Origin of the sequence: Mycolicibacter acidiphilus, assembly GCF_018455725.1 — a bacterium.
Lineage (GTDB): Bacteria > Actinomycetota > Actinomycetes > Mycobacteriales > Mycobacteriaceae > Mycobacterium > Mycobacterium acidiphilum.
In genome coordinates, this window is record NZ_JAHCLR010000014.1 from 1 (window position 1) to 23,001 (window position 23,001).

A 23,001-nucleotide genomic window follows, 5' to 3' on the forward strand; every position below is an offset into this window, starting at 1 on the left:
CTTCGCCTCTCCTTCGTCGAGGCTCGCTAACCGCCGGGTCAGGCGACCAATTCCGTGGTGCGCCACCAGATCAGGACCGCGAACAGCACCAGGGTCGCAACACCGGCGACGACCTGGATCTGGGTGCGGCGGTGCCCGGCGCCACCGAGGTATCCCAGCGTGACCAGCGTGCCGACGATCAGCCCGCCGAGGTGTCCCTGCCAGCTGATGCCCGGGACGCTGAACGTGAAGATCAGGTTGATGACGATCACGCCGACCACCCAGCCGGTGTCCATCCGCAGCCGCCGGGCCACCACCGCGGTCGCGCCGAACAGCCCGAAGATGGCCCCGGATGCGCCGGCGGTGGCGGTGTCCAGCGGCGCCAGCAGGTACACGGTGACCGACCCGCCGAGCGCGCTCAGCAGGTACAGCGCGCTGAACCGCCACCGGCCGAGGAAGCCCTCCAGGGCGGGACCGACCACGTACAGCGCCCACATGTTGAACAGCAGGTGCATCGGGCCGTAGTGCAGGAACGCCGAGGTGAACAGGCGGTAGAACTGGCCGTCGGCGACCGCCGGCGACCACAGCACCAGCGCGGATTCGACGTCGCGCGAGGCGTTCTGCGCGATGAACAGCAGCACGTTGAGCGCGATCAGGCCGTAGCTGACCACCGGCAGCGCCGCCAGCCCGCGACCGACCGCCGCGCGGGGCCGGCTTCCCGCACCGGCGTCGGCGGTGGCGCAGTCCGGACACTGCTGCCCGACGGCGGCGCTGCGCATGCAGTCCGGGCAGATGTGGCGGTCGCACCGGGTGCACCGCAGCTGGGTGGCGCGGTCGGGATGCCGGTAGCAGGTGGGAGGCGCGGCCGACGGCTGCTGGATCGGATAGGTCACCGCTACACCTTCCCATCGTTCACCGGTAGGTTTCACTCCATGACGACTTCACCGCCGCGCAGAGGGCTCAACGAACTGGTCACCCGGTTCTGGAGCTGGGCCGCACCAGCCTATGACGCGGCGTTCCTGCAGCACTGGGTGTACCGCCCGGCCCAGGACGAGCTGATCGCCCAGCTGCGCGCGCACCAGCCGGCCCGGGTCGCCGACATCGCGTGCGGCACCGGGATTCTGGCCGACCGCATCGAGCGGGAGCTGCAGCCGGGGACGGTGTACGGCGTGGACATGTCCGCCGGGATGCTCAACGAGGCCAAGGCCCGGTCGTCGCGGGTGCACTGGCTGACCGGCCCGGCCGAGCAGCTGCCGTTCGACGACGGCGCCCTGGATGCGGTGGTGACCAGTTCGGCGTTCCACTTCTTCGACCAGCCGGCCGCGGTCCGCGAGTTCTACCGGGTGCTCGCGCCGGGCGGGATGGCGGCCGTCACCGCGCTGAGCCCGCGGCATCCGCTGCCGATGAGCCGGCTGTTCGGCGGCCGCTGGGCGCCCGCGCACCAGCCGCGGCCGGAGGAGATCCGGGCGATGTTCACCGATGCCGGGTTCGACGTCCGCGACCAGCACCGGGTGGCGCGGCCGGCCTGGACCCTGGTGGTGTCCGACCTGCTCACGGTCGGTATCAAGCCGTAGGCTGCCCCGCTGGCCTATCCTGGCGCGGTATGAGACCGAGGAGACTCGCCGCGACGGCGTCGGCGCTGCTCGTCGCCGCGTGCTGGTCGGGCGTCGGCGCTGCGGCCGCCGACCCGACTCCCCCACCCACGCCCCCGCCGGGCCCGAAGACCGTCATCGATCACGACGGCACCTATGCGGTGGGCACCGACATCCTCCCGGGCACCTACAGCACCCCGGGCCCGACGGAGGGCAACGTCTGCTACTGGAAGCGCGTGCAGGGCGACCAGATGCTCGACAACAACATGAGCAAGAAGGCGCAGGTCGTCCGCATCGAGCCGACCGACACGGCGTTCCGGACCACCCGCTGCCAGCCCTGGCAGCTCACCGACTGCCCGCCGACCTGCGCTCCCGCGCAGCAGCCGGTGCTGGGCCTGCCGGATGTGCTGAAGGGTATTCCGCTTCTCCCGCCGCAGCCGCCGCCGGCCGCCGGCGGGCACTGACCGGCGCCGGGCTCAGAACAGCCCGGACAGGTCGGCGGAGATCGCGCTGGCGGTCTGCTGCAGCACCATCACCCCGATGCCGGCCGCGAGCGTGATCAGGCCGGTGTCGGCCGCGAGCGGCAGCCCCAGCGCACTGAGCGGGTCGGACAGGTGGTCGGCGAACAGCGTCGCGTCGTAGGCCGGCATGCTCACCCCGAGCGCGGTGGCGATGTCGGCGAACGGCAGCGTCGTCGAGTACGCCTGGGAGAACGCCGCGGTCAGCCCGTTGATCACGTCGGTGAACGACGCCGGGTCGGTCGCCGCGGCGGTGCCGCCGTCGGTCACCGCGGTGGTGACCGGGTGCTCCAGGTCGTTGGTGAAGGCCGCGAACCCCTGCTGCAGCGCCGGGCCCATGTTGTGCAGCGCGGTCATCAGCTGCTCGCTGGACGGGAAGAGCCCGAACTGGGTGGCCACGTTGGGCTGGCCAACATCCCAGCCGTTGTTGTCCGGGTTGTCGTAGCCCAGGTTGACGATCTGGGTCAGCACCGGGTTGAGCAGGTCGGTGAGCGGCTTGCCGATGCCCGGGATGTTCTCGAACGGCCGCAGCAGCGGCAGGATCTGGCTGTCGGTGTCGCTCAGCGGGATCATGTAGTAGGTGGTGTGTCCGTCGTAACCCTCGGTGGGGTCCAGCTGGATCGCGTTGTTGACCTGGTCGGCGGTGAGGTCGCGGTAGGTGGGGTGGATGTACTCGATGCCGAGGAAGGCGTTGAGGTCGGCGAGGAAGTTCAGCGTGTACTTCGGGAAGTCGGCGAAGCCGTCGTACTCCTGGGTGTAGATCGTGGTGTCGTAGATGCTGTCCGCCGGGGTGGCGCCGCTGAATGTGATGCCCAAGCTCGGCAAGCTCAGCCCCGCGAACCGCTCCAGCAGACCGCCGTCGGGGTTGGACGGGTCACCGACCAGCACGAACTTGACGGCGTCGGCGGGGACGCCGTCCTTCTCCAGGTTCGGCATTACCATGCCGGAGATGGTGGAGCTCTGCGACTCCCCGAAGACCGCCACGGTGTTGCCGGCCTGAACCTGCTGTTCGATGTCGTGGGTCAGGATCGTGGTGCCCTGCGCGAACGACTGGTCGAAGGTGAGGCTCTTGACGCCGGTGTAGATCGGTGAGCCGCCCTCCGGGGTGAACACGCCCTGCGGGGTGGCGCCGGGCAGGATGCGCTGGATGTAGGCGTCGGCGCCGTCGATGTAGGCCTGGCCGGGGATCGGGGTGCCGGTGCCGCCGACGATCAGGCCGACATCCTCGCCGGAGGTGAGCTGCACGGCCCGCAGCTGCAGGTCGGGCGCCGCCGCCGTGGCCGGGGTGACGGCGACCAGGCCGGCTCCGACCAGGGTGATGCCGGCAGTGACGTAGGGGCGCAGGGCGCTAGACATGACTCATCCTCATCGACCAGAAGCGGGGAACTCCTGAATCGTACGGTTGAGCAGCCTGAGTCCCAAATAAGTACGACTGTCAATCAGCTGTGAACGTTATTTCTTGGTCAGGTGGTGGTTGCAGTACGTGTTCGCCGCGATCGCCGCGAACTGGGCGGCGCCGTCGGTGGTGAAACCGGGGTTGTTGGCCTTGAGGTCGGCGATCAGTTCCAGGCCCGGCTCGCCCCGGTCGGCCAGGTTGCACAGCGTCCGGCCGGCCGTGACGGCCTGCGCGGGGTCGCTGTAGGAGATCCCCGCGGCCCGCAGGGATTGTAGGAAGACGCCGTCCTGCACGACGGTGGTGTCGACGCCCGCCTGCTCGTCGACGGCAGGATCGGCGTGGGCGTGCGGCGCCAAACCGACCACTGAGATCCCCAGCAGGGACAGCAGAAACTTCATCGGTTGCACCTCCGGTTGCAGATGGTATCGCCGGTCGACGGGCTGCGTCAGCCGGATTTCGACGCGGCCGGTTCGCCCTTGGCGCCCTTCTTCAGGTGCACGGCGTGGAAGCCGGGCTTCTTGGCGAGCTCCTCGAGGAGGTCGTCGAGGCCGGCCTCGTCGATCTGCCAGTGCTGGACGCTGTCCTTCTGCTGCTGCAGCTGGGCGATGACCTTGTCCAGCTGCACCGGCGCCTCGCGGCCCCGACCCGCACCGCCGCGCACGCTGGCGCCGTTGATCAGCCGCGATCCCGGGCTGCCCAGCGCACCGCCGGTCAGACTGCCCAGCGCCGCGGGGCTGAGCAGGCCCTCACCGATACCGGCCAGCGGCGCTGCGCCGGTGGCGGCCGGCAGCGAGGTGGCGGCCAACCGGATCGCCGGGGTGGTGGTGGCCCAGCCCTGCGGCACCGACAGTGCGCCGACCGATGGGGCGGTGCCCACGTCCGCGGTGACGGCGCGGATCAGTCCGCCGGCGTTCGCCGACGTCGGCCCGGTCAGCCCGAGACCGGCGCCCAGCGAGTTCATCCCGGCACCGCCGAGGCCGGCGCCGAGTGCGGACTTGGGGATGTCGGGCAACAGCGACAGCGGCTTGAAGAACGTCTTGAACTCGACCATGCCGAAGTTCGGCACGCTCATCGCCGCATTGCCGATGCCGTCGAACTTCACCACGTTCGCGACGGTGCCGAACAGGTTGGTGTAGAGCGCCGCCAGCCCGTCTCCGATCGACGACGACCCGGCCGTGCCGGCACCGGCGACGCCGGCCGACTGCGCCCCACCCAGCCCGAGAGCCTGCAGCAGTTGCGGGACCATCGACTGGACGCTGCTGCCGGCCGTGGTGGCGGTGGCGTTGCCGGCCGCGGCGGCCGAGGCCGCCTGCCCGGCCGGGTTGGTGGTCTGCGGCGGGGCGCTGAACGCGGCGAGCCGGGTGGCGGCCGCCGAGGCGGCAGCGTAGCCGTACATCGCGGCGGCGTCCTGCGCCCACATCTGCAGATACTGCGCGTCGGCGGCGGCGATCGCCGCGATGTGCTGCCCGAACACGTTCGACGCCACCAGCGATGCGCGCAGGCTGCGGTTGGCGGCGATCACCGGCGGTGGCACCACCGCCGCCAGCGCCGCCTCGAACGCGCTCGCCGCCGTGGCGGCCTGCACCGACGCCTGTTTGGCCGCGACGGCCGCGTTTCCCATCCACGTCACGAACGGCGTCGCCGCAGCCGCCATCGCCGCCGACGACGGGCCCGCCCAGCCGTCATCGGTCAACCCCGTCACGACCGCGCCGTAGGCACTCGCCGCGGCGGACAGCTCTGCTGCCAGTGACTCCCAGGCGGTGGCGGCGGCGACCATCGACTCCGCACCGGGTCCGGCGTAGATCCGCCCCGAGACGATCTCCGGGGGCACTGTTCCGAAATCCAGCACGTCGCCTCCTCAGTCCTCGGGCACCGGGATCACCAGGATGGTGGCCGTCGTCAGCTGTTCGGTGTCGGGCGCCCTGCCGATCACCCGGGAACCACCACCGCCGGCCACCGTGCGCACGGTGGTGCCGCCGACCGCACGCCCGGCCAGCGACGACAGCGCCATTTCGTTGAACATCCCGCCGGAAGACTCCAGGGTGATCGTCGTGGTGGCCGCGTTGGCCGGCAGCGACGTCGACAGCAGCTTCACCGCCGGGGCGTTGGCCGACCACGCGCTCGGCACCGACAGCGACCCGATGAGGCTGGACTGCCCGGTGACCGCCGACACCGTGCTCGCCGAACTCGCCGCGCCGGCCGCCAGCGGGGCCTGGTAGGAGATGAACCCGCCGGACAGCGGCCCCAGCGCACCGGTGATCGGCGGGGCGCCGCTGAGCATGCTCACCACGCCCGGCACGTTCTGGGCGTAGGCCAGGATCTGCATGGCCGTCAGCCAGCCGGTGCCGACGTTGGCGATCGACCCGAACGGCGAGTACGCCCCGCCCAGGTTCCCGAGCATCCCCGAGACGTCCGACAGCCCGCCGTTCACGCCGTCGAGCATCGACTTCGCCGAACCGGCGACGTTGCGCAGCATGTTCGGCACCACCGACAGCGCCTGCGTCACCTTGCCGGAGGCGTTCGTCGTCTCGGCGGCCGAACCGGCCGCACGCGACGCCGACCCGACCAGGCCCGACGTCTTCGGGGGCCTGCCGAACACACTGAGCCGGGTCGCCGACGAGGACGAGCCCGCATAGCCGTACATCGCGGCCGCGTCCTGCGCCCACATCTCGGCGTAGTGCGCCTCGGTGGTGGCGATCGCCGGGGTGTTCTGGCCCAGCAGGTTCGTCGCGATCAGCGTCAGCAGCAGGCTGCGGTTGGCCGCGACCACCGGCGGTGGCACGTGCCCGGCGAACGCCGCCTCGTAGGCCGCAGCGGCGGCCGCCGCCTGCGCGCCCGCCTGCTCGATCTGCGCGGCGGTGGAACTCATCCACTCCACGTAGGGCATGGCCGCGGCGGCCATCGCCTCGGCCGACGGTCCGTGCCAGCCGGCGGTCAGATCGGAGAGCACCGCCCCGTACGCGGCGGCCGCGGAGTGCAGTTCGGCGGCCAGCCCGTTCCACGCCGCCGCGGCGGCGAGCATCGGCCCCGGCCCCGCGCCGGCGTACATCCGCCCCGAATTCACCTCCGGCGGCAGCGCTCCGTAATCCATGGGCTTCGACCTCCGGCTCGGGCGTGGCTGCGACGGCCACACCGGTGGCCATGAGGCAACTTACAATCGGCGGCTGGAAGGTTCTTGTACGCAACCTGTGAGTGTTACGGGAGTCAGCTGTCGGGTCGGATCACGTCGGCTCGGGGTTTGCCAACTGCAGGATCGCCGCGTCGACCATCGTCTGGATCACCTGGTCGGTGCTGAAATCGCTGAGCCAGAGGTTCGGGGCGTCGGTCCGGTGCAGCATGGCCACCCCGTGCAGCGCCACCGACAGGGCCGCGGCGATACGCGCGGAGACAGCATCGGCCGGGGCATCGAGGCTCTCCGCGGGGAGCGGTGCGATCCCGACCCGGCAGGCCAGCAAACCCCGCGTCACCACGTCGAGCGCCTGCCGGGCCGCCGGCGGCGTGTGCGAGGCCTGCGTCATCAACGCGTAGCGCAGCGGATGCCGCTGGGCGAACGCCACGTAGACCCGGCAGCCGATCAGCAGCCGCTGCCGGGGATCGCTCGCCGATTGGACCTGCTCGGCGATCTCCTGGGAGACCTGCACCCAACTGGACTCGGCGACCGCCTCCAGCACCCGGTCGCGATCGTCGAAGTGCGCGTACACCGAGGGTGCGGCGATGCCGGCCTCCCGGGCGATCCGCCGCAGGGAGACCTCTGCCTCGGTGTCGGCCTGATCGATGACCCGGACGGCTGCGGACAGGATCTCGTCGCGCAGCAATGCGCCGTGGCCGCGCAGATTGCGCCGACGGGTTGGACTGGGCACGACGTCATCCTAACGACCGTAAGTTGATTCGACCTGCGCCTCGGGCAACATCGGCCGGTCGAGTGTGACCTGAGGCAACGTAACTTTACATGTGTTTCCTTATGGTCGTAAGGTTAGCGGTCATGAACGCTCTGACAAAACTGCGCAGCGTGGTCCGGGGGCTGTGGATCGTGCTGGTGATCGTCCCGGTCGCCGCGGTCGGGACGCTGGTCATCTACCGATTCCACGGGATCTTCGGCGCCGATCCGCTGGCGTCGGCGCCGGCCGGCGGTGGCGAGATCGTGTCCACCGTGCCCAAGTACGTCACCTACGAGGTGTACGGACCGGAAGGCACCACCGGCATGGTCAGCTACGTCGACGAGCGCGCCGAGTCGCGGGAGGCGCAGTTCACCAGCCTGCCGTGGACCCTGACCCTGACCACGACCGTGCCCAGCGTGTTCGCGAACATCGTCGCGCAGGGCGACAGCCACGAGATCGGCTGCCGGATCACGGTCAACGGCGACCTGCGCGTCCAGCAGCAGGGCACCGGGCACGACGCGGCCGCCTTCTGCGTGGTGAAAGCCGCATGAGCACCCACCGCTCCGGCGAGAAGCCGGCCCTGTTCCCCCGGCTGATCCGCGCGGCCGCGATCCCGATCATCCTGTTCTGGCTGGCCGCCACCGCCGCCACCAACATCCTGGTGCCGCAGCTGGAGATCGTCGGCGCCCACAACGCGGTCTCGCTGTCCCCGCAGGACGCCCCGTCGGTGATCGCGATGAAGCACATCGGGGAGACGTTCGGCGAGTTCGACTCCGATTCCGTGCTGATGATCGTGCTGGAGGGCGACGGCGAACTCGGCGGCCCCGACGGCGAGGCCCGCCGGTACTACGACCGGCTGGTGACGACGCTGCAGGCCGACACCGAGCACGTGCAGCACGTGCAGGACTTCTGGGGTGACCGCGTCACCTCCGCCGGTTCGCAGAGCGAGGACGGCCGGGCCGCCTACGTGCAGGTGCACCTGGCCGGCGGGCAGGGCTCCGCTCAGGGGGTCGAGTCCGTCGACGCGGTGCGCGAGATCGTCGAGCACTCGGACCCGCCGGCGGGCCTGCGGTCCTACGTGACCGGGCAGGCGGCGGTGGTCGCCGACACCAACGAGTCCGGCGACGCCTCGATGGTGAAGATGACCGGCGTCACCCTGGTGGTGATCGCGATCATGCTGCTGGTGGTCTACCGGTCCTGGGTGACCACGCTGATCGGGCTGACCGTCGTCCTCACCGAGATGAGCATGGCCCGCGGGCTGATCGCTGTGCTGGGCAACTTCCACGTCTTCGCGATCTCCACGTTCGTGGTGTCGATCCTCACCGCGCTGGCGATCGCCGCCGGCACCGACTACTGGATCTTCCTGATCGGGCGTTACCACGAGGCCCGCAACGCCGGCGAGGACCGGGACACCGCGTTCCCGATCACGCTGGCCGGCGTCACCCACGTGATCCTCGGCTCCGGGCTGACGATCGCCGGGGCGATGCTCTGCCTGCACTTCACCCGGCTGAACTACTTCAACACGCTGGCGGTGCCGTGCGCGCTGGGCATGTTCACGATCCTGGTGATGGGTCTGACGTTCGCCCCCGCCGTGCTGGTGGTGGCCAGCCGGTTCGGCCTGCTCGACCCCAAGGCCGCCACCAAGACCGGCGGCTGGCGGCGGATCGGCACCGCGGTGGTGCGCTGGCCGCTGCCGATCCTGGCCGCCGCGACTGCCGTCGCCGCCGTCGGCGTCCTGGTGCTGCCGGGCTACCGGGCCAACTACGACAACCGGCACTACATTCCGGCCAGTGTGCCGTCGAACGTCGGCTACGCCGCCGCCGAACAGCACTTCACCACGGCCCGGATGAACCCGGACATGCTGATGGTCGAGGTCGACCACGACATGCGCAACCCGCGGGACATGCTGGTGCTGGACCGCATCGCCCGCAACATCTTCCGGGTGCCCGGCATCGCGCGGGTGCAGAGCATCACGCGTCCGCTCGGCCCGCCGATGGAGCACGGGTCGGTGCCGTTCCAGATCAGCGCACAGGGCGTGCAGCTGCGGGAGAACCTGCAGTTCATGAAGGCGCGCCTGGACGACACCCAGACCATGGCCGACCAGCTCGGCTCGATGGTGACGGTGCTGGATCGCCTGCACGGACTCACCCTGCAGCTCTCCGACGCCACCCACGGCACCGCCGACGCCACCCACGACATGCAGGCCACGATGGCCGAGGTTCGTGACCACATCGCCGATTTCGACGACGAGGTGCGGCCGCTGCGCAACTACTTCTACTGGGAGCCGCACTGCTTCAACATCGGGGTCTGCAATGCGTTCCGGTCGGTCTTCGACGCCACCGACGGCTTCGACAAGCTGGCGGAGAACACCAAGGCGCTGGCCGATCAGATCGACCGGGTCGACGGGCTCACCCCGCAGATCGCCGAGCAGATTCCGCCGATGATGACCATCGCCACCAACATGCGCGATCTGATGCTGACCATGCACAGCACCTTCGGCCAGGTGATCGACCAGCTGGAGCAGATGACCGACACCGCCGCGGTGATGGGTCAGGTCTTCGACGACGCCAAGAACGACGACATGTTCTACCTGCCGCCGGAGGCGTTCTCCAGCCCCGACTTCCAACGCGGCATGGAGCTGCTGATGTCGCCGGACGGACACGCCGCCCGGTTCACCATCACCCACGACACCGACCCGGCGTCACTGGACGGCATCAGCCACGTCGACGCCGAGCTGTCCGCGGCCAAGGAGGCCGTCAAGGGCACCCCGCTGGCCAAGGCGAAGTTCTCACTGGGCGGTACCGCGGCCACCTACAAGGACATTCAGATCGGGGCGCACTACGACCTGCTGATCGCCGCGATCGCCGCGATCATCCTGATCTTCGTCGTGATGCTGCTGATCACCCGGGCGCTGGTGGCCTCGATCGTGATCGTCGGGACGGTGGTGCTGTCACTGGCGTCCTCGTTCGGGCTGTCAGTTCTGCTGTGGCAGTACGTGTTCGGCATCGAACTGCAGTGGCTGGTGATCGCGATGAGCGTGATCGTGCTGCTGGCCGTCGGCTCGGATTACAACCTGCTGGTGGTCTCCCGGATGAAAGAGGAGATCTTCGAAGGACGTCGCGCCGGGCTGCGCACCGGGTTGATCCGGGCGATGGGCGCCACCGGCGGCGTCGTGACCGCGGCGGGGATGGTGTTCGCGTTCACCATGATCGCGATGCTCGCCAGCGACCTGCGCTCGGTCGGCCAGATCGGCACCACGATCGGCCTGGGTCTGCTGTTCGACACGTTCATCGTCCGCAGCCTGATCACCCCGTCGATCGCGGCGCTGCTCGGCCGGTGGTTCTGGTGGCCGATCAACGTGCACCGGCGCCCGGCCCCAGCCGCTCCGCCCGCCAACTCGCCGAGCGTGAACTCAGGTTCACCGTCGCCGGTCGAGCGTGAACCCATCTTCACGTTCGGGGCGGGGACGGCGGCGCCGACGGCCTGACTCAGGCCGTGCAGGAGGTGAGCCGCGGCGGGGAGAACGTCACCGACCCGACCCCGCCGAGCACCATGCCGTTGTCCCGCAACGTCATCGCCGACACATACGGGCACCGCTGGATCTCGGTCAGCCCGTCGAGGTACACCACGTCGAAGGTGTAGGCGAACGCGCGGACCAGCTGGCCGGCCCGCCACGGATGGTCCACCACGAAGCCCAGCGATGACGCCGAGTGCGCCCCCAGGCCGCGGGCACCGCCCTCGCCGATGTGCGGGCGGACCAGGAACCCGGTGCCCTCCCGGGTGGTGCCGGTCAGGCTGACACTGTCGATCCGGTAGCCGGTGGCCGCCGCCGGCACCAGTGGCCCGGCGTCGATGCGGGTGCTGAACAGGACGGAGTAGTTGGTGCCGCCGGCCACGGCGGTGGTGCTGAAACTGGTCGAGGTGAACTGCTCCGGCACCTGCACCGCGCAGCCGTTGATCAGTTCGTTCGGGTCGCCGCACGAGTTCGGATCCTGCGGATCGGCCAGCGCCCGCGGTGCGGCCAACGCAACACCCACCGCGCCCAGCGTCGGGACCGCCAGCGCGACGCCGCGCACGAAGGCCCGCCGCGATATCGCCGAACCGGGTGTGTCGGTCATGGGTGGAGCTCCTTCCGGTCGCTCAGCCGACAGTACCGAGTAGCGGTCATCGACGGCCCGTATCCGGCTAGCGACCGACCGCGAACCGTTCGTCGGTGTAACGGCGGAGGTTGGCCAGGAACCGGCGGAACGCCAGGTTCATCACCGGTGCGCTCAGCGGGGCGAACAGCCGGGCCGGGCCGGTCAGCCGGTTGGCCAGCGTCCAGGTCAGCCGGCAGCCGGTGGCGGCCGGCTCGATGCGGTAGTCCTCGGCGAACGCGCCCAGGGCGGAGGTGGAACTCGCGGTGAACCGGAACGCCATGCGCTGCCCCGGCTCCCAGGCCAGGAACTCCTCGTCGCCGACGATGCCGAAGCGCATGTCGACCAGCCGGGTGGTGCCGACGCCGTGCGGTTGCGGGCTGGTCCAGGTCACGTTCGTGATGACGGTGGCCCAGTGCGGCCAGGCCGTGGCGTCGGCCAGCACCTCGAACACCTGGTCGGGGGTGACGGCGAGGTCGACGCTGTTGGCGAACCGGTGCGGTGCGGTCGCCAGGAAATCGAGGTCGACCGGCTCGCAGGGGTGCATCCGGGGCATGGGGTTCCTTTCCGAGGGATCGTCCTGCGCACAGGGCCCAGCCATCATGCTCCTATGACGCGTACCACGTAGTCTGTCGGCGTGGAACTCAACGGAGCTAGCGCGATCGTCACCGGTGGCGCATCAGGAATCGGGGCGGCAACCGCCCGTCAGTTGGCCGCCAAGGGCGCCAAGGTCGTCATCGCCGACATGCAGGCGGAGAAAGGCGAGGCCCTCGCCAAGGAGATCGGCGGGGTGTTCGTCTCCGTCGACGTCACCGACACCGACCAGATCATCAACGCGGTCGAGACCGCGGTGAAGCTGGGGCCGCTGCGCGCGCTGGTGAACTCGGCCGGTGTCGGCTGGGCGCAGCGCACGATCGGCAAGGACGGCCAGTACGAGTCGGCGCACAAGCTGGACCTGTACAAGAAGGTGCTCGACATCAACCTGGTCGGCACCTTCGACTGCATCCGCATCGCCGCCACCGCGATGAGCCGCCAGGAGCCCACCGAGACCGGTGAGCGCGGCGCGATCGTCAACATGACCTCCGTCGCGGCGTTCGACGGCCAGATCGGCCAGGCCGCCTACTCGTCGTCCAAGGGCGGCGTCGTGGGCCTGACCCTGCCGGTCGCGCGGGACCTGTCGGCGGTCGGCATCCGCGTCAACACCGTCGCCCCCGGCCTGATCGACACCCCGATCTACGGCGAGGGCGAGGCCTCCGAGGCGTTCAAGGCGAAGCTGGGCGAGTCCGTGCTGTTCCCGAAGCGCCTCGGACAGCCGGCCGAGCTGGCCTCGATGGTGATCGAGCTGATCACCAACTCCTACATGAACGCCGAGGTCGTCCGTGTCGACGGCGGCATCCGGATGCCCCCGAAGTAATCTCCCGATCAACGCGAAGGCCCCCGCACCGGACAGGTTCGCGGGGGCCTTTCGCGTTTCGGCTGCCGGCGCTTACTGGGCTTCGTGTCCATGCGATTGGTGTTCGCGCAGCAGCGTCGAGAATGCGATCCAGTCGCCGGACTCGGCGTGATCGAGCAGGCTCCGGTGTTCCGCCAGCACCAGGTCCGGTTCGTGGCTGACGGTCGGGTTCCGGATGATCGACAGGTACTGGTGATCCTGCAACCTGTCGTAGAAGGCCAGCATCGCGGTGTTGTTCGTCAGCTCGACGAAGCCCCGGTGAAACTGCATCGACAGCGTCGCGAAGTCCGGGAAATCGCGTCGCCGCAGCGCTTTCTCTTGGCTGTCAAGGTTTTTCAGCATGCGCCGCCCCAGCGTTCGACGTGCGTCGGGATCGCCGATCTGCACACCGGCGCACTCGAAGGCGTGCCGCACCTGCGCGGACTCCCGGATCTCGGCGGAGGTCAACTCGCGCACCAGCGCACCGCGCTTGGGGTAGATCCGCACCAGGCCCTCGTCCTGCAGGCGGCTCAGTGCGCTGCGCACCGGGGTCCGGCTCATCGACATCGCCGTGGCCAGCACCGACTCGCTGAGCATGGAACCGGCGGTGAATTCCCCGCTGAGAATGCTCGCCCGGATCATTCGGTGAGCGCGCTGCGCCGTGTCGACCGTCGCGCCGTCCATGCGAACCTCCTGCCCGGCTCCCACGTTGTGCCGCATCCCGATCGGATACCGCTAGTATCCTAGATGACGTCCAGCCGACCGGGCCGGCTCACGGGTCGAGTGTCGGTCCGATTCGAGACGAGGTGCGCGGTGCCCACACCTGCAGAGGACACCGCGGCGTTCGCCGCCCGGGTCACCGACGTGCTGGACACCGCCAGCCTCGCGCTGCTGCTCAGCATCGGACATCAGAGCGGGGTGTTCGACGCGATGGCCGGGCTGGCCGGGCCGGCCACCAGCTCCCGGATCGCCGAGGCCGCCGGGCTCGACGAGCGCTACGTCCGCGAATGGCTCGGCGGTGTGACGGTCGCCGGCGTCGTCGACTACGACCCCGAGACCGCCACCTACCTGCTCCCCGAACACCGCGCCGCGGTGCTGACGCGCGCCGCCGGATCGGCCAACCTGGCGCGCATCGCGCAGTACATCCCGCTGTTGGCCGAGGTCGAGCAGAAGGTGCTGACCTGTTTCCGCCGGGGCGGAGGGCTGGACTACAGCGAATACCCCCGCTTCCACACCGTGATGGCGGAGCGCAGCGGCGAGGTGGTCGACACCGCGCTGGTCGATGTCACGCTGCCTCTGGTCGACGGGTTGCCCGAGCGGCTGCGCGCCGGCGCCGACGTCGCCGATTTCGGCTGCGGCAGCGGTCACGCGATCAACGTGCTGGCGCAGGCCTTCCCGGCCAGCCGGTTCACCGGCCTGGACTTCTCCGCCGAAGGCATTGGGCGGGCGACACGGGAAGCCGCCCAGCGCGGGCTGACCAATGCGACGTTCGAAAGCCACGACCTCGCCACGTTCGACCGGGCATCGGCCTATGACCTGGTCACCGCTTTCGACGCCATTCACGATCAGGCGAAGCCGGCGCGGGTGCTGGCCAACATGTACCGATCCCTGCGCCCCGGCGGCGTCCTGCTGATGGCCGATGCGAAGGCGTCGAGCCACCTGGAGGACAACGTCGGCGTCCCCACCAACACCTACCGGTTCACGGTATCGCTGATGCACTGCATGCCGGTCTCACTGGCGTTCGACGGCGCCGGCCTGGGCACGATGTGGGGCCGTCAGCGCGCCATGTCGATGCTGGCCGACGCGGGCTTCACCGAGGTGCGCTGCACCGAGATCGATGAGGATCCGTCGAACTACTACTACCTCGCCACCAAGAACTGACCGGGAAGGCGGCGCACCTTTGCTTCCCGTCGTGAATTTCGACCGACTCGATTCCACCGACGAACGCCTCCGACTGCGGGAGATCACCCACACCGCCGGATTCTTCTACCTCGTCGGGCACGGCATCGCACCGGAACTGACCAGTGCACTGCACGGCGTGGCACGCGAGTTCTTCGCCCTGCCAACCGAAGACAAGCTGGCGATCGGACTCGACCGCAGCCCGCACTTCCGCGGCTACTCACAGGTCGGCGGTGAACTGACCAACGGCGAAGTGGACTGGCGCGAGCAGATCGACTTCGGCCCGGAGTCCGACGCCGTCCCCGGCGCCACCGGTGCGCAATGGCTGCGCGGACCCAATCAATGGCCGCGGGCCCTGCCCGCGCTGGCCGGACTGATCGGTGAGTTTCACGACGAGATGGACCGAGTCGCGCGGGAGTTGTTGCGGCGCTGGGCAGAATCCCTCGGCTCGCCGCCGGACATCTTCGACGCTGCCTTCGGCGCCGAACCCGCATCGTTGATGAAGCTGATCCACTACCCGCCGCGTCCCGCCGGTTCGGCCGACGACCAGGGCGTCGGCGCGCACAAGGACCCCGGCGTGCTGACACTGCTCTGCCTGGAGCCCGACTCGGGCGGCCTACAGGTGCAGTCACTCGACGGGCAGTGGCTGGACGCGCCGCCCATGGCGGACGCTTTCACAGTGAACATCGGTGAGCTGCTTGAGGTTTCGACCCGTGGTTATTTGCGCGCCACTCCGCACCGGGTGCTGACCCCGACGGGCGGCGAGTCGCGCGTCTCGATCCCCTACTTCTTCGGCCCGGCGCTGGACGGCGTGGTTCCCACTCTTGAGCTGCCGCCCGACCTGGCCGCCCGGACCCGCCCGATCAGTCACGACGCGAGCAATCAGTTGCACAGCACCTACGGTGCGAACATGTGGAAGGCCAAGCGCCGCGCCCACCCGGACGTGTTCGCCCGGTGGCACGACGCGGAGCCCGACCCGCAGCGGTCGGCCTGACGGCCCTACCGGCCGGCGTTGCGGGCCAGGTCGATCGCGTACTGGCTGACGAAGTGCCCGGCGGCCGGTTCACCCGAGCCGCAGCTGCCGTCGGACTCCCCCACCCGCTTGACCCACAGGTAGGCGTCGGCGTGCCCGCCGGCGGTGTCGGTGGTCGGGGGGGTACCCAGGGCCCGGCCGGCCGGGTTGCACCAGCCGTACGGGTCGCCCTCGGCCGGGCCGGCGCCGTTGCGGGAGGTGTCGATGACGTAGTGCTTGCCACCGGTCATCCCCGAGATCGCCTCGCCGTAGCCGGTCTCCTCGTCGGTGGTGAAGTAGTTCGTGGAGTTGAGGCTGAAGCCGCGGGCGCGGCCGACGCCGGCCTGGTTGAGCCGGTTGGCCATCTCCTCGGCGCTGACCCAGCGCGAGTGCCCGGCGTCGACGTAGACCGCGGTGGCCGGATTGCGGCCCAGGGTGTCGACGGCGTAGTTGATCAGGTCGAAGCGTTCCTGCCGGGCATCCCCAGACAGGCAGTCGGCCATCGCCAGGGCGTCGGGCTCCAAGACGATCGCCGCCGGGTTGCCGCCGATGCCCTCGGCGACACCGTCGACCCAGGCCCGGTACGACGCACCGGACGAGAACCCGCCGGCGGCGTAGCTGCCGCAGTCGCGGTGCGGGATGGCGTAGAGCACCAGCACCGGCGTGGCGCCGGCCGCGGCGGCTGCGCCGGTGTGCCGCGCCACCGTGGCGCTCACCGAGCCAGGCCCGAACGCCTGGTCGAGCCAGTACGCCTGCGGTGTGTTGGCGACGTGGGCGAGCTGGGCGTTGTCCGGCTGGGCGCTGGCGGCGCGCATCGCCGCCGAGATCGGGTCGACGTAGAACGGCCGGCCGGCCAGCGGGTTGTCGTCGTTGACCAGCCGCAGCGCCGGGGCGGTGACCACCTGTGCCGGGCCGAGGGCAGCGGCTCCGACCACCGCCGCGGCGGTCATCAGGGGGGCTGCCAACCTCGTTACCAAACCGATACCTGAGAACATCACCACTGGAAACTAATGCCGCGAGCCGCCAATGCCAAGTCCCGCCCGGACGGCCACCCACCGAACCGAGCGGGCCGACCGGGGACTCAGCCGGGTTCGCCGCAGAGTTCGGCGAAGTCGGACCGAACCTCGTCGCGCAGCGCAGCGAACGCCGTGTTAAGCCGGTCACTCAACTCGTCGTGCGTGTAATCGCTTACCACGCAAGGATGCAACGCCAGTTCGACCAGCCGGCCGTCGGCGTCGGCGACCACCCGGACGTCGCCGAGGTCCACGCTGTAGGTCACGCTCTGAGCCTCGGCCACCAGCGCTTCCCACTTCTCGGCGGCTTCCCGCAGGTCCCGCAGCACCGCGTCGACGAGGTCTTTGTCACTCGTCTCCGCCCGGTGATCCGGCCCCGACATGTGCCCAGTATGTGAGCCGCTGTGAACAGCGTCAATTCACCCGCACCGCACGACCGGCGGTGGTAGCTAGGCCGGATCCCAGCGGCTGGGACCGGGTGCGCTGAGCGCCTGGAACCAGCTGAAATGGTAGTTGGCCGCGACCCGGTCACCGGTCGCGATCGCCTCGGTGGCCGCCAGCAGCATGCAGTTCAGCAGCAGCGCGCCGTCGGCGTGCGGGTACTGCGCCAGCAGCTGGTAGCGGGCCGTGTCCAGGTGCACCCGCAGCAGGTCCATCTCCGCGTCGACGACCCCGGTGCCGGCGGCCCCCGCCTTGGCCAGGGTGTTCGTCATCCGCGGCAGGTCGTCTCGCCAATGCGTGGCCTCGGCCAGCTGCCAGCCCAGGTCGTCGACGGGCGGCAGCTCGCGGGGCGCGACGGAGGTCGGGGTTGGGCCGAAGTCGGCCGCCGGGGCCAGCCGGTCGCCGGGGATGTAGGACGCCCCGGTGACGACGCTGCCCAGCAGGGCGGTCGCGTCGCCGGTTCGCCGGCCGGGCTCCAGCAGCCGCACCTCGGCCGGCAGCACGACACCCGGCGGAATCCAGCCCTCGGCGAGATCGGTGACCAGCAGGATCCGGCCGGCGCCGCTGCCGATCGCCCAGCGCAGGCCCGGCTGCTGTCGGGCCACGAACGCCAGCAGCCGCTGCAGCCGCCGGTCCTCGGATTCGGCCACCGGCTCGGTGCGGACGGGTCCGCCCGCGACGGTGTCCGGTGTGTGCTGCACGCTGCCGGTCTCGTCGATCACGACGCCGCCGGTGGATTCGAAACGCCGGTGCCGGTGTGTTTCGGAATGGCCCGGATCCGGTTCGTCGGGGCCACGGTCGGGGGCCGGGACCGGTGGCGTGGCGGTCAGGCTGAAGTATTCGGCGCGCAGCTCCAGGGATTCCCGGTGCAGCTGCCGAACGGTCGACTCCACCCGCAGCACGGCGAACGCCCGCGCGACGTTGATGACCCGAGCCTCGGCCGCCTGCCGGGCCGGGCCGACCAGACCGGCCCGGCTGATCGCCGCCAGCTTGTCGTTAGTCGAGGCGGCGATCCGCTGCAGATCCGCATTCAGGTAATGGGCCAGGGGCGCCGTCTCGGCGGTGACCGTCGCCAACTCGGCCGGCCACAGCCCGTTGAGCACCCAGGCGCTGCAGTCGACGGGGCCGCTGAAGGCGGGGATCGCCAACGATTCCCGGGCGGCGCTGCGGAGGCGTTGGCGCGCCGACCGCCGACCGAAGATTGCCACCGCGTCAGCGTACCGTCGCCGCCGGTCACAGCCGATATTGTCGCCCGTGCGGGCCGGGGTGAATTGTGGCCGCCGCGACGGCTGGGTAGCGTGCCGGCATGGCCGAGATGAGGTCTTCGGGCCGGGTGGGCGACGCGGTCGCCGCCCAGTTGAGCGAGGTGCTCCTGCTGCTGGGTCGGGCGCGAAGATTGTTCGGGGACAACCCGATCCGGCCACCGGATCGCATCGGCCCGGATATCGGTGCCGCAGCGCGGCGCGTCGTCTAACCGGCGGTGCGTCGGCCGCGGTGCAGGTGATGCTCCGCCAGCCGTCCAGCGGCCACCCGAAGGTCGTCGACGGTCGGCAGGGCCGCGGACGGGGTGTGCCCCGCGGACACGATCTCGCGGCGAATCTGCAACGCCGCCTTGAGGAATGACACGTCGGCCGCCAGGATGATCGCCTGCGCCAACGCGGCGGCATCGGCGCTCATCGCCGCCGCGGTCAGCGACACGCTGTGCAGGCAGCCACCGCGGCAGGACCGGAAGACGACGGCACCGCCGGGATGGGTCGCGTCGAACTCCGGCAGCGGCTCGGTCATCACACGCCGCCGGTGAGTCGGCGGTGGGCGGCGGTGACGTCCTGCTCGTGGTCGTCCCAGGTGGCCACCGTCAGGTACAGGTTGTCGGCGAGTTCGGAATGCGCCGCGGCCTGCTCCTGATAGCACCGCCGGCGCGCTTCGAGCAGTGGACCCGCCGCCGCCAGGAGGTCGCCGTACACCGGTCCGAGGGACCGCAGACTCGCCTCGATCTGCGGGTGGGCGGCGGGGACAGCCGCCAGGTGATCCGAGGTCTGGGCATGCTGTCCGGCGGCGCGCGCCAGAGCGCCCGGATCGATGTGAATCCGCTCGGGCATCTCCGCTACCTCCCCGACCGCGCGGTGCCGGTCGCCGGGCGGGTCGGCTCCGGTGGCTCCACCTGATCCGGGGCCGTACCGAAGGCCGATCCCCGCGGGTGCAGCCAGCCCAGGAATCCGGGCCCGCGCAGGTTCGCCACGTCCTGGAACTGGCCGTCGAGCAGCGCCCTGCCATCACCGACGGCCAGCGCATGCCGGTCGGTGAACACCCCGAGGTCACCGGGGCGCAACCGGGTCGGGTCGACCGGGGCGCTGACCGTCGTGCCGGGCGGCGGGATGTCGATGCCCTGGTGGGCGAACGCCTCGGCCACCGGCGTGCCGTCGGCGACCGCCTGCATGGCCGCGGCCAGTTTCGGGTCGGCGACGCTGGTGGTCGTCCCGTCCGGCAGCCGCACCTCGACGGGGCCGGCGGCGTCCGGTGCGGCCGCCGCTCCAGCGCCGTCCCCGGCCGGCGGATCCGCCGGCGGATCCTCGGGGGCGGGCCCGTCCTCGGCTGGGGTGTCGCCGCGGTGCAGCCCCGACAGCAGCCCCAGCGGCAGACCGGACATCCCGGCGGCGGGCAGCCCGCCAAGGCCGGGCAGCTCACCGCCGAATCCGGGCATGCCGGACAGCTCGGGCATGGCGGGTGTGCCCCGCCACGGCGCCGGCGCCGGGCCGGGCGGCAGCGGGTCTTCGGGTGGCTCGTCGAGGTAGGCGTCCGCGAGATCCCCGTCGGGATCCGGCTCGCCGGGCGGCGGGGCCGGTTCCGCGCGTTCGCCGGGGTCAGCCGGGGCGCGGTACAGGGCGGTCAGGGCCGCGACCAGGGTCCGCTTGGCGGCGGCGTCACCGTCGGCGTCCTCGACCACGTCGATGACGTCGCCGAGTCTGGCGGTGAGAAACCGCTGGAACTCCCGCTCCCCCACCGGGGTGCTCAGGTCCCAGGTTCGGGCGGCGGCGACGATGTCGGCTTCCAGGTGGTCCAGCCGCGCCCGGCCGCGGACCGTGGTCAGCTGCGCGAGCAGCAGCGTGTCGACGAGTTGCCGATCGAGTTCCGCGCTGGCGCAGAGTCGCTGTGCCAGGTGCGCTTCGGTGTCCCGAATGGCCTGTGCCGTGCAGCCCGCCGATTGGTCACACCCCAACACCGTTGGCTCAGGCTGTGATTCGCGCACCCGGGGGTTCATGCGCGGGACCCTATCGGCGTCGCACCGGGTCGACAATTCACCCGCGGGCCGGCTGTGGACGAAGCGGTCAGGGCACCGGGCGGCGGATCGCCACCTGGGCGCCGAGCGGGCTGATCCGCACCGCTGCGCCGGCGTGCGGCGCCTCGATCACCTGGTTGTTCCCGATCGCCAACTGGACGTGCCCGGTGCTGGGGAAGACCAGGTCACCCGGCCGGATGTGCGCCGGCGACACCGCGACTCCGTCGTGGATCTGGCTGTAGGTGGTGCGATCCAGGTGCACGCCGGCCTGCGCGTAGGCCCACTGGGTCAGGCCGGAGCAGTCGAACCGGTCCGGCCCGGTCGCCCCCCAGACGTAGGGCCGGCCCAACCGGGACAGCGCGGCGCGCACCGCCAGTCCGGCGCGAGTGTTGTTGGGAGGCAGGTGATCCGGGCTAACCGCCCGGCGATGCCCGGTCCGGTAGTGCAGCCCGAGCAGCCGGGCGCGGTGCGCCAGCGCCCGGCGCCGGGCCGTCAGCACGTGCCCGCGCTGGGTTCGCAGCCGGGCCGCCCGGCGGCGCAGCGCCTCCCGGTGGGCCAGCGGGGTGTCCGGAGTGATGCGGGCGGTGTCGGCCCGCGCGGCGTGCACGACGGCGGCCGTCTGCCGGCGGGCCTGCGAGTGGTCGGCGGTGGCGCGGGCCAGTACGGCGCCGGCGACAGCGTCGGTCTGCGCCGCGGTGAGCAGCCGCGCCCGGTGGGCCAGCACGGCAGCGCGATAGCGCTCCCCCAGCGCGCCGCCGAGACCGTCGTCCCGTTCGGCGATCCGCTGCAGCAGTGCGGCGTGGTGGTCCGCGTCCGCCGTCAGCGACACCGGCTGCGGGTCGGCCGCGAACAGGCGGTGCGCACGGCTGAGCAGTTCCACCTCCGCGGCGTCCATCAGCGCTCCCCCGGGTCGGCCGTCCCGCCCGCGTCGGCGAACGCGCGCACGCGGGCCAGCGCACCCGGCGGGATGATCCCCCGGTTGCGGATGTCCCACATCTCCTCGGCGGTGACGCCCACCAGGGCGGCGATCACCGGTTCGGGCAGCGTCGAGCGGGCGCACACCCGGTCGAATCGGGTGCTCAAACTGGCGGGCAGGCGCTGCAGCAGGGCGGTCCGGGTGGCCTCCAGGGCTTTCAGGTGCGTCATCAGCCGGTCGGCGTGATCGGCGCCCGCGTTGACCGCGACCCGCCAGGAACTGGCCGCCAGCATCTCGGCCTTCACGCACTGAGTGACCACGGAAAGAATATACGTCTCATATTCGTCTGATGCTTCCGGTGGCAGACGGGCTATCACCGAACGCAGGGCTTCGAGCTGGGCTTCCGCATAGCCCTCCAGCACCTCGGTGTCGCTGTGCCGGTCGACGACGACGGCGCCGTCGGCTCGCGCCGGGGATGGCGGGACGCTGAGCAACTGCGCGAGTTCGGCTTCGGCGTCCTCGGCGGCCAGCAGTCGCGCATAGCTGCCCGGCGGCAGCCCGAGACCGTTCTCAACCTTTTGTACTGTGCCTTTGTGCGGTTTGCGGGCACCGCGCTCGAGGTAGCTCAAACCCATGATGCTGACCCCGGTCTGCGCGGCGAGATCGGCCAGCGACCAGTCTCGTGCCTCACGCAGCGCCCGGATCGCCGCACCCGCCGACTCGCGGCTCACCGTTGCGCCCCAGCCATATCCGAATACTACACAGCGTGGGACCGCGAGGAAGCGTAGTTAGTTTCATATATGTATTTATCCCGGTTCTCTTGTGATCTACGGAATCATCTGTATACGTTTCCTTCTACGTTGTTGATTCTGTTCGTTCGAGGAGGCCCCGGTCATGCACATTCCCGCGATACCCACCCCCTGCGCCACCGACCCGGAGCTGTTCTTCGGCTATCCCGACGACTACGGCGCCGACGGGGCCGCCAAGGCACGCGCCGATGCGGAGTCCTCGGCGGCGGCGCGGCTGATCTGTCTGCGTCGCTGCCCGCTGGGGCAGCAGCGGCGCTGCGCTGCGCTCGCACTGGAACGCGGCGAGGAGTACGGCGTGTGGGCGGGGATCAAGCTGCCCGGCGGGCAGTACCGCAAGCGCGCGGAGCTGGCCCGCGCCCACGAGGTGCTGCGCGCGATCGCCACCGGCGCGGTCAATCCGCGGGAACTGCCCGAGAACCAGGAGCTGCTGGCCCGCCACGAGTCCGACCGGGTCGTGACCAGGGCCACCGTGTTCCATGTGCCGACCGCGCGGGTGGTGCCGTCCTCGGCGGCCTGACCGACTGCCGCACACCCCACCAAACACAAAGGTCACGACCTCTTTCGAGGCCGTGACCTTGATGCCGGCGGTTCGCAGTGAACCGCACGCGGTGGGCGAAGGGGGACTTGAACCCCCACGTCCCGAAGGACACTGGCACCTGAAGCCAGCGCGTCTGCCATTCCGCCACTCGCCCGAGCGACTGAG

26 protein-coding genes and 1 tRNA gene are annotated in these 23,001 nt (G+C 70.6%); 9 read left to right on the forward strand and 18 right to left on the reverse strand.

Annotated features, from left to right (window positions below; all coding sequences use genetic code 11):
• Positions 1-38: 38 nt before the first annotated feature.
• Positions 39-872 carry a rhomboid family intramembrane serine protease gene (locus KIH27_RS08985; protein ID WP_307856823.1) on the reverse strand — a complete coding sequence of 278 codons (834 nt, stop codon included), beginning with the start codon at positions 870-872 and terminating at the stop codon, positions 39-41.
• Between the two features lie 39 nt (positions 873-911).
• Between KIH27_RS08985 and KIH27_RS08990 the strand changes: the two genes are divergently transcribed.
• Together KIH27_RS08990 and KIH27_RS08995 are read left to right on the forward strand one after the other, a co-directional pair.
• Positions 912-1,553: a class I SAM-dependent methyltransferase gene (locus KIH27_RS08990; protein ID WP_214092603.1), complete on the forward strand. Its 642-nt coding sequence runs from the start codon at positions 912-914 to the stop codon at positions 1,551-1,553.
• A gap of 29 nt (positions 1,554-1,582) precedes the next feature.
• Entirely contained in the window at positions 1,583-2,035 is a 453-nt protein-coding gene (locus tag KIH27_RS08995; protein WP_214092604.1) for an Rv1352/Rv1906c domain-containing protein, read from the forward strand.
• A gap of 12 nt (positions 2,036-2,047) precedes the next feature.
• Here KIH27_RS08995 and KIH27_RS09000 read toward each other — a convergent pair whose 3' ends face one another.
• From KIH27_RS09000 to KIH27_RS09020, 5 genes are all read right to left on the reverse strand, one after another.
• The gene (locus tag KIH27_RS09000; RefSeq protein WP_214092605.1) at positions 2,048-3,445 is read right to left on the reverse strand and encodes a PE-PPE domain-containing protein; all 1,398 of its coding nucleotides are present in this window, start codon (positions 3,443-3,445) and stop codon (positions 2,048-2,050) included.
• Between the two features lie 96 nt (positions 3,446-3,541).
• Positions 3,542-3,883, reverse strand: coding sequence for a DUF732 domain-containing protein (locus tag KIH27_RS09005; protein WP_214092606.1), 342 nt, complete (start codon positions 3,881-3,883; stop codon positions 3,542-3,544).
• Between the two features lie 47 nt (positions 3,884-3,930).
• On the reverse strand, positions 3,931-5,331 hold the full coding sequence (locus KIH27_RS09010; protein WP_214092697.1) for a PPE family protein: 1,401 nt from the start codon (positions 5,329-5,331) through the stop codon (positions 3,931-3,933).
• Positions 5,332-5,343: 12 nt separating this feature from the next.
• Positions 5,344-6,576 (reverse strand): PPE family protein, encoded by a 1,233-nt coding sequence (locus tag KIH27_RS09015; protein WP_214092607.1) that lies wholly within the window; start codon positions 6,574-6,576, stop codon positions 5,344-5,346.
• A 130-nt stretch (positions 6,577-6,706) separates the two neighbouring features.
• The gene (locus tag KIH27_RS09020; RefSeq protein WP_307856825.1) at positions 6,707-7,345 is read right to left on the reverse strand and encodes a TetR/AcrR family transcriptional regulator; all 639 of its coding nucleotides are present in this window, start codon (positions 7,343-7,345) and stop codon (positions 6,707-6,709) included.
• A 122-nt stretch (positions 7,346-7,467) separates the two neighbouring features.
• Between KIH27_RS09020 and KIH27_RS09025 the strand changes: the two genes are divergently transcribed.
• Positions 7,468-7,914: an MmpS family transport accessory protein gene (locus KIH27_RS09025; protein WP_250149827.1), complete on the forward strand. Its 447-nt coding sequence runs from the start codon at positions 7,468-7,470 to the stop codon at positions 7,912-7,914.
• Complete coding sequence (locus KIH27_RS09030) at positions 7,911-10,850, forward strand: MMPL/RND family transporter (protein ID WP_214092608.1); 2,940 nt, start codon at positions 7,911-7,913, stop codon at positions 10,848-10,850. Before KIH27_RS09025 ends, KIH27_RS09030 begins: the two co-directional genes overlap by 4 nt.
• A gap of 1 nt (position 10,851) precedes the next feature.
• On the opposite strand, the gene KIH27_RS09035 is transcribed toward KIH27_RS09030, so the two are convergent.
• Positions 10,852-11,481, reverse strand: coding sequence for a hypothetical protein (locus KIH27_RS09035; protein ID WP_214092609.1), 630 nt, complete (start codon positions 11,479-11,481; stop codon positions 10,852-10,854).
• Between the two features lie 67 nt (positions 11,482-11,548).
• Entirely contained in the window at positions 11,549-12,046 is a 498-nt protein-coding gene (locus KIH27_RS09040; RefSeq protein ID WP_214092700.1) for an SRPBCC family protein, read from the reverse strand.
• Positions 12,047-12,136: 90 nt separating this feature from the next.
• Here KIH27_RS09040 and KIH27_RS09045 point away from each other — a divergent pair, with 90 nt between their 5' ends.
• Positions 12,137-12,913, forward strand: coding sequence for an SDR family NAD(P)-dependent oxidoreductase (locus KIH27_RS09045; RefSeq protein WP_214092610.1), 777 nt, complete (start codon positions 12,137-12,139; stop codon positions 12,911-12,913).
• A gap of 72 nt (positions 12,914-12,985) precedes the next feature.
• On the opposite strand, the gene KIH27_RS09050 is transcribed toward KIH27_RS09045, so the two are convergent.
• A complete protein-coding gene (locus KIH27_RS09050) occupies positions 12,986-13,615 on the reverse strand; it encodes a GntR family transcriptional regulator (RefSeq protein ID WP_214092611.1) in 630 nt (209 codons plus the stop codon).
• Positions 13,616-13,744: 129 nt separating this feature from the next.
• Here KIH27_RS09050 and KIH27_RS09055 point away from each other — a divergent pair, with 129 nt between their 5' ends.
• Both KIH27_RS09055 and KIH27_RS09060 read left to right on the forward strand, forming a co-directional pair.
• On the forward strand, positions 13,745-14,812 hold the full coding sequence (locus tag KIH27_RS09055) for a class I SAM-dependent methyltransferase (protein ID WP_307856826.1): 1,068 nt from the start codon (positions 13,745-13,747) through the stop codon (positions 14,810-14,812).
• 19 nt (positions 14,813-14,831) lie between these two features.
• Positions 14,832-15,824 (forward strand): isopenicillin N synthase family dioxygenase, encoded by a 993-nt coding sequence (locus tag KIH27_RS09060; RefSeq protein ID WP_214092613.1) that lies wholly within the window; start codon positions 14,832-14,834, stop codon positions 15,822-15,824.
• 5 nt (positions 15,825-15,829) lie between these two features.
• Here KIH27_RS09060 and KIH27_RS09065 read toward each other — a convergent pair whose 3' ends face one another.
• The 3 genes from KIH27_RS09065 to KIH27_RS09075 all read right to left on the reverse strand — a co-directional run bounded on the left by KIH27_RS09065 (position 15,830) and on the right by KIH27_RS09075 (position 18,504).
• Positions 15,830-16,840, reverse strand: a complete 1,011-nt coding sequence (locus tag KIH27_RS09065; RefSeq protein WP_372451333.1) for a glycoside hydrolase family 6 protein — start codon at positions 16,838-16,840, stop codon at positions 15,830-15,832.
• Between the two features lie 83 nt (positions 16,841-16,923).
• On the reverse strand, positions 16,924-17,238 hold the full coding sequence (locus KIH27_RS09070; RefSeq protein ID WP_214092615.1) for a DUF2710 family protein: 315 nt from the start codon (positions 17,236-17,238) through the stop codon (positions 16,924-16,926).
• 66 nt (positions 17,239-17,304) lie between these two features.
• Positions 17,305-18,504, reverse strand: a complete 1,200-nt coding sequence (locus tag KIH27_RS09075; protein WP_214092616.1) for a DUF5631 domain-containing protein — start codon at positions 18,502-18,504, stop codon at positions 17,305-17,307.
• A 98-nt stretch (positions 18,505-18,602) separates the two neighbouring features.
• On the opposite strand from KIH27_RS09075, the gene KIH27_RS09080 reads away from it, so the two are divergent.
• Positions 18,603-18,770 carry a hypothetical protein gene (locus tag KIH27_RS09080; RefSeq protein ID WP_214092708.1) on the forward strand — a complete coding sequence of 56 codons (168 nt, stop codon included), beginning with the start codon at positions 18,603-18,605 and terminating at the stop codon, positions 18,768-18,770.
• Here the strand turns inward: KIH27_RS09080 and KIH27_RS09085 are convergent.
• The 5 genes from KIH27_RS09085 to KIH27_RS09105 all read right to left on the reverse strand — a co-directional run bounded on the left by KIH27_RS09085 (position 18,767) and on the right by KIH27_RS09105 (position 22,220).
• The gene (locus KIH27_RS09085) at positions 18,767-19,081 is read right to left on the reverse strand and encodes a DUF2694 family protein (protein ID WP_214092617.1); all 315 of its coding nucleotides are present in this window, start codon (positions 19,079-19,081) and stop codon (positions 18,767-18,769) included. The two genes, KIH27_RS09080 and KIH27_RS09085, sit on opposite strands and share 4 nt — an antisense overlap.
• Positions 19,081-19,395 carry a type VII secretion target gene (locus KIH27_RS09090; RefSeq protein WP_214092618.1) on the reverse strand — a complete coding sequence of 105 codons (315 nt, stop codon included), beginning with the start codon at positions 19,393-19,395 and terminating at the stop codon, positions 19,081-19,083. The genes KIH27_RS09085 and KIH27_RS09090 overlap by 1 nt, the downstream gene beginning before the upstream one ends.
• Positions 19,396-19,400: 5 nt before the next feature.
• Positions 19,401-20,555 (reverse strand): DUF4226 domain-containing protein, encoded by a 1,155-nt coding sequence (locus KIH27_RS09095; RefSeq protein WP_214092619.1) that lies wholly within the window; start codon positions 20,553-20,555, stop codon positions 19,401-19,403.
• Between the two features lie 67 nt (positions 20,556-20,622).
• Positions 20,623-21,468, reverse strand: coding sequence for a C40 family peptidase (locus tag KIH27_RS09100; protein ID WP_214092620.1), 846 nt, complete (start codon positions 21,466-21,468; stop codon positions 20,623-20,625).
• Positions 21,468-22,220: a helix-turn-helix domain-containing protein gene (locus KIH27_RS09105; RefSeq protein WP_214092621.1), complete on the reverse strand. Its 753-nt coding sequence runs from the start codon at positions 22,218-22,220 to the stop codon at positions 21,468-21,470. The genes KIH27_RS09100 and KIH27_RS09105 overlap by 1 nt, the downstream gene beginning before the upstream one ends.
• A 178-nt stretch (positions 22,221-22,398) precedes the next feature.
• Between KIH27_RS09105 and KIH27_RS09110 the strand changes: the two genes are divergently transcribed.
• Positions 22,399-22,815 carry a WhiB family transcriptional regulator gene (locus KIH27_RS09110; RefSeq protein ID WP_214092701.1) on the forward strand — a complete coding sequence of 139 codons (417 nt, stop codon included), beginning with the start codon at positions 22,399-22,401 and terminating at the stop codon, positions 22,813-22,815.
• A 92-nt stretch (positions 22,816-22,907) separates the two neighbouring features.
• On the opposite strand, the gene KIH27_RS09115 is transcribed toward KIH27_RS09110, so the two are convergent.
• Positions 22,908-22,990: transfer RNA gene (locus KIH27_RS09115), tRNA-Leu, on the reverse strand.
• Positions 22,991-23,001: the final 11 nt, after the last annotated feature.

Coding starts and splice junctions, on each gene's coding strand:
- KIH27_RS08990 (WP_214092603.1), top strand. CDS start 912: ATGACGACTTCACCGCCGCGCAGAGGGCTCAACGAACTGGTCACCCGG.
- KIH27_RS08995 (WP_214092604.1), top strand. CDS start 1,583: ATGAGACCGAGGAGACTCGCCGCGACGGCGTCGGCGCTGCTCGTCGCC.
- KIH27_RS09000 (WP_214092605.1), bottom strand. CDS start 3,445: ATGTCTAGCGCCCTGCGCCCCTACGTCACTGCCGGCATCACCCTGGTC.
- KIH27_RS09005 (WP_214092606.1), bottom strand. CDS start 3,883: ATGAAGTTTCTGCTGTCCCTGCTGGGGATCTCAGTGGTCGGTTTGGCG.
- KIH27_RS09015 (WP_214092607.1), bottom strand. CDS start 6,576: ATGGATTACGGAGCGCTGCCGCCGGAGGTGAATTCGGGGCGGATGTAC.
- KIH27_RS09025 (WP_250149827.1), top strand. CDS start 7,468: ATGAACGCTCTGACAAAACTGCGCAGCGTGGTCCGGGGGCTGTGGATC.
- KIH27_RS09030 (WP_214092608.1), top strand. CDS start 7,911: ATGAGCACCCACCGCTCCGGCGAGAAGCCGGCCCTGTTCCCCCGGCTG.
- KIH27_RS09035 (WP_214092609.1), bottom strand. CDS start 11,481: ATGACCGACACACCCGGTTCGGCGATATCGCGGCGGGCCTTCGTGCGC.
- KIH27_RS09040 (WP_214092700.1), bottom strand. CDS start 12,046: ATGCACCCCTGCGAGCCGGTCGACCTCGATTTCCTGGCGACCGCACCG.
- KIH27_RS09050 (WP_214092611.1), bottom strand. CDS start 13,615: ATGGACGGCGCGACGGTCGACACGGCGCAGCGCGCTCACCGAATGATC.
- KIH27_RS09070 (WP_214092615.1), bottom strand. CDS start 17,238: ATGTCGGGGCCGGATCACCGGGCGGAGACGAGTGACAAAGACCTCGTC.
- KIH27_RS09080 (WP_214092708.1), top strand. CDS start 18,603: ATGGCCGAGATGAGGTCTTCGGGCCGGGTGGGCGACGCGGTCGCCGCC.
- KIH27_RS09085 (WP_214092617.1), bottom strand. CDS start 19,081: ATGACCGAGCCGCTGCCGGAGTTCGACGCGACCCATCCCGGCGGTGCC.
- KIH27_RS09090 (WP_214092618.1), bottom strand. CDS start 19,395: ATGCCCGAGCGGATTCACATCGATCCGGGCGCTCTGGCGCGCGCCGCC.
- KIH27_RS09095 (WP_214092619.1), bottom strand. CDS start 20,555: ATGAACCCCCGGGTGCGCGAATCACAGCCTGAGCCAACGGTGTTGGGG.
- KIH27_RS09100 (WP_214092620.1), bottom strand. CDS start 21,468: ATGGACGCCGCGGAGGTGGAACTGCTCAGCCGTGCGCACCGCCTGTTC.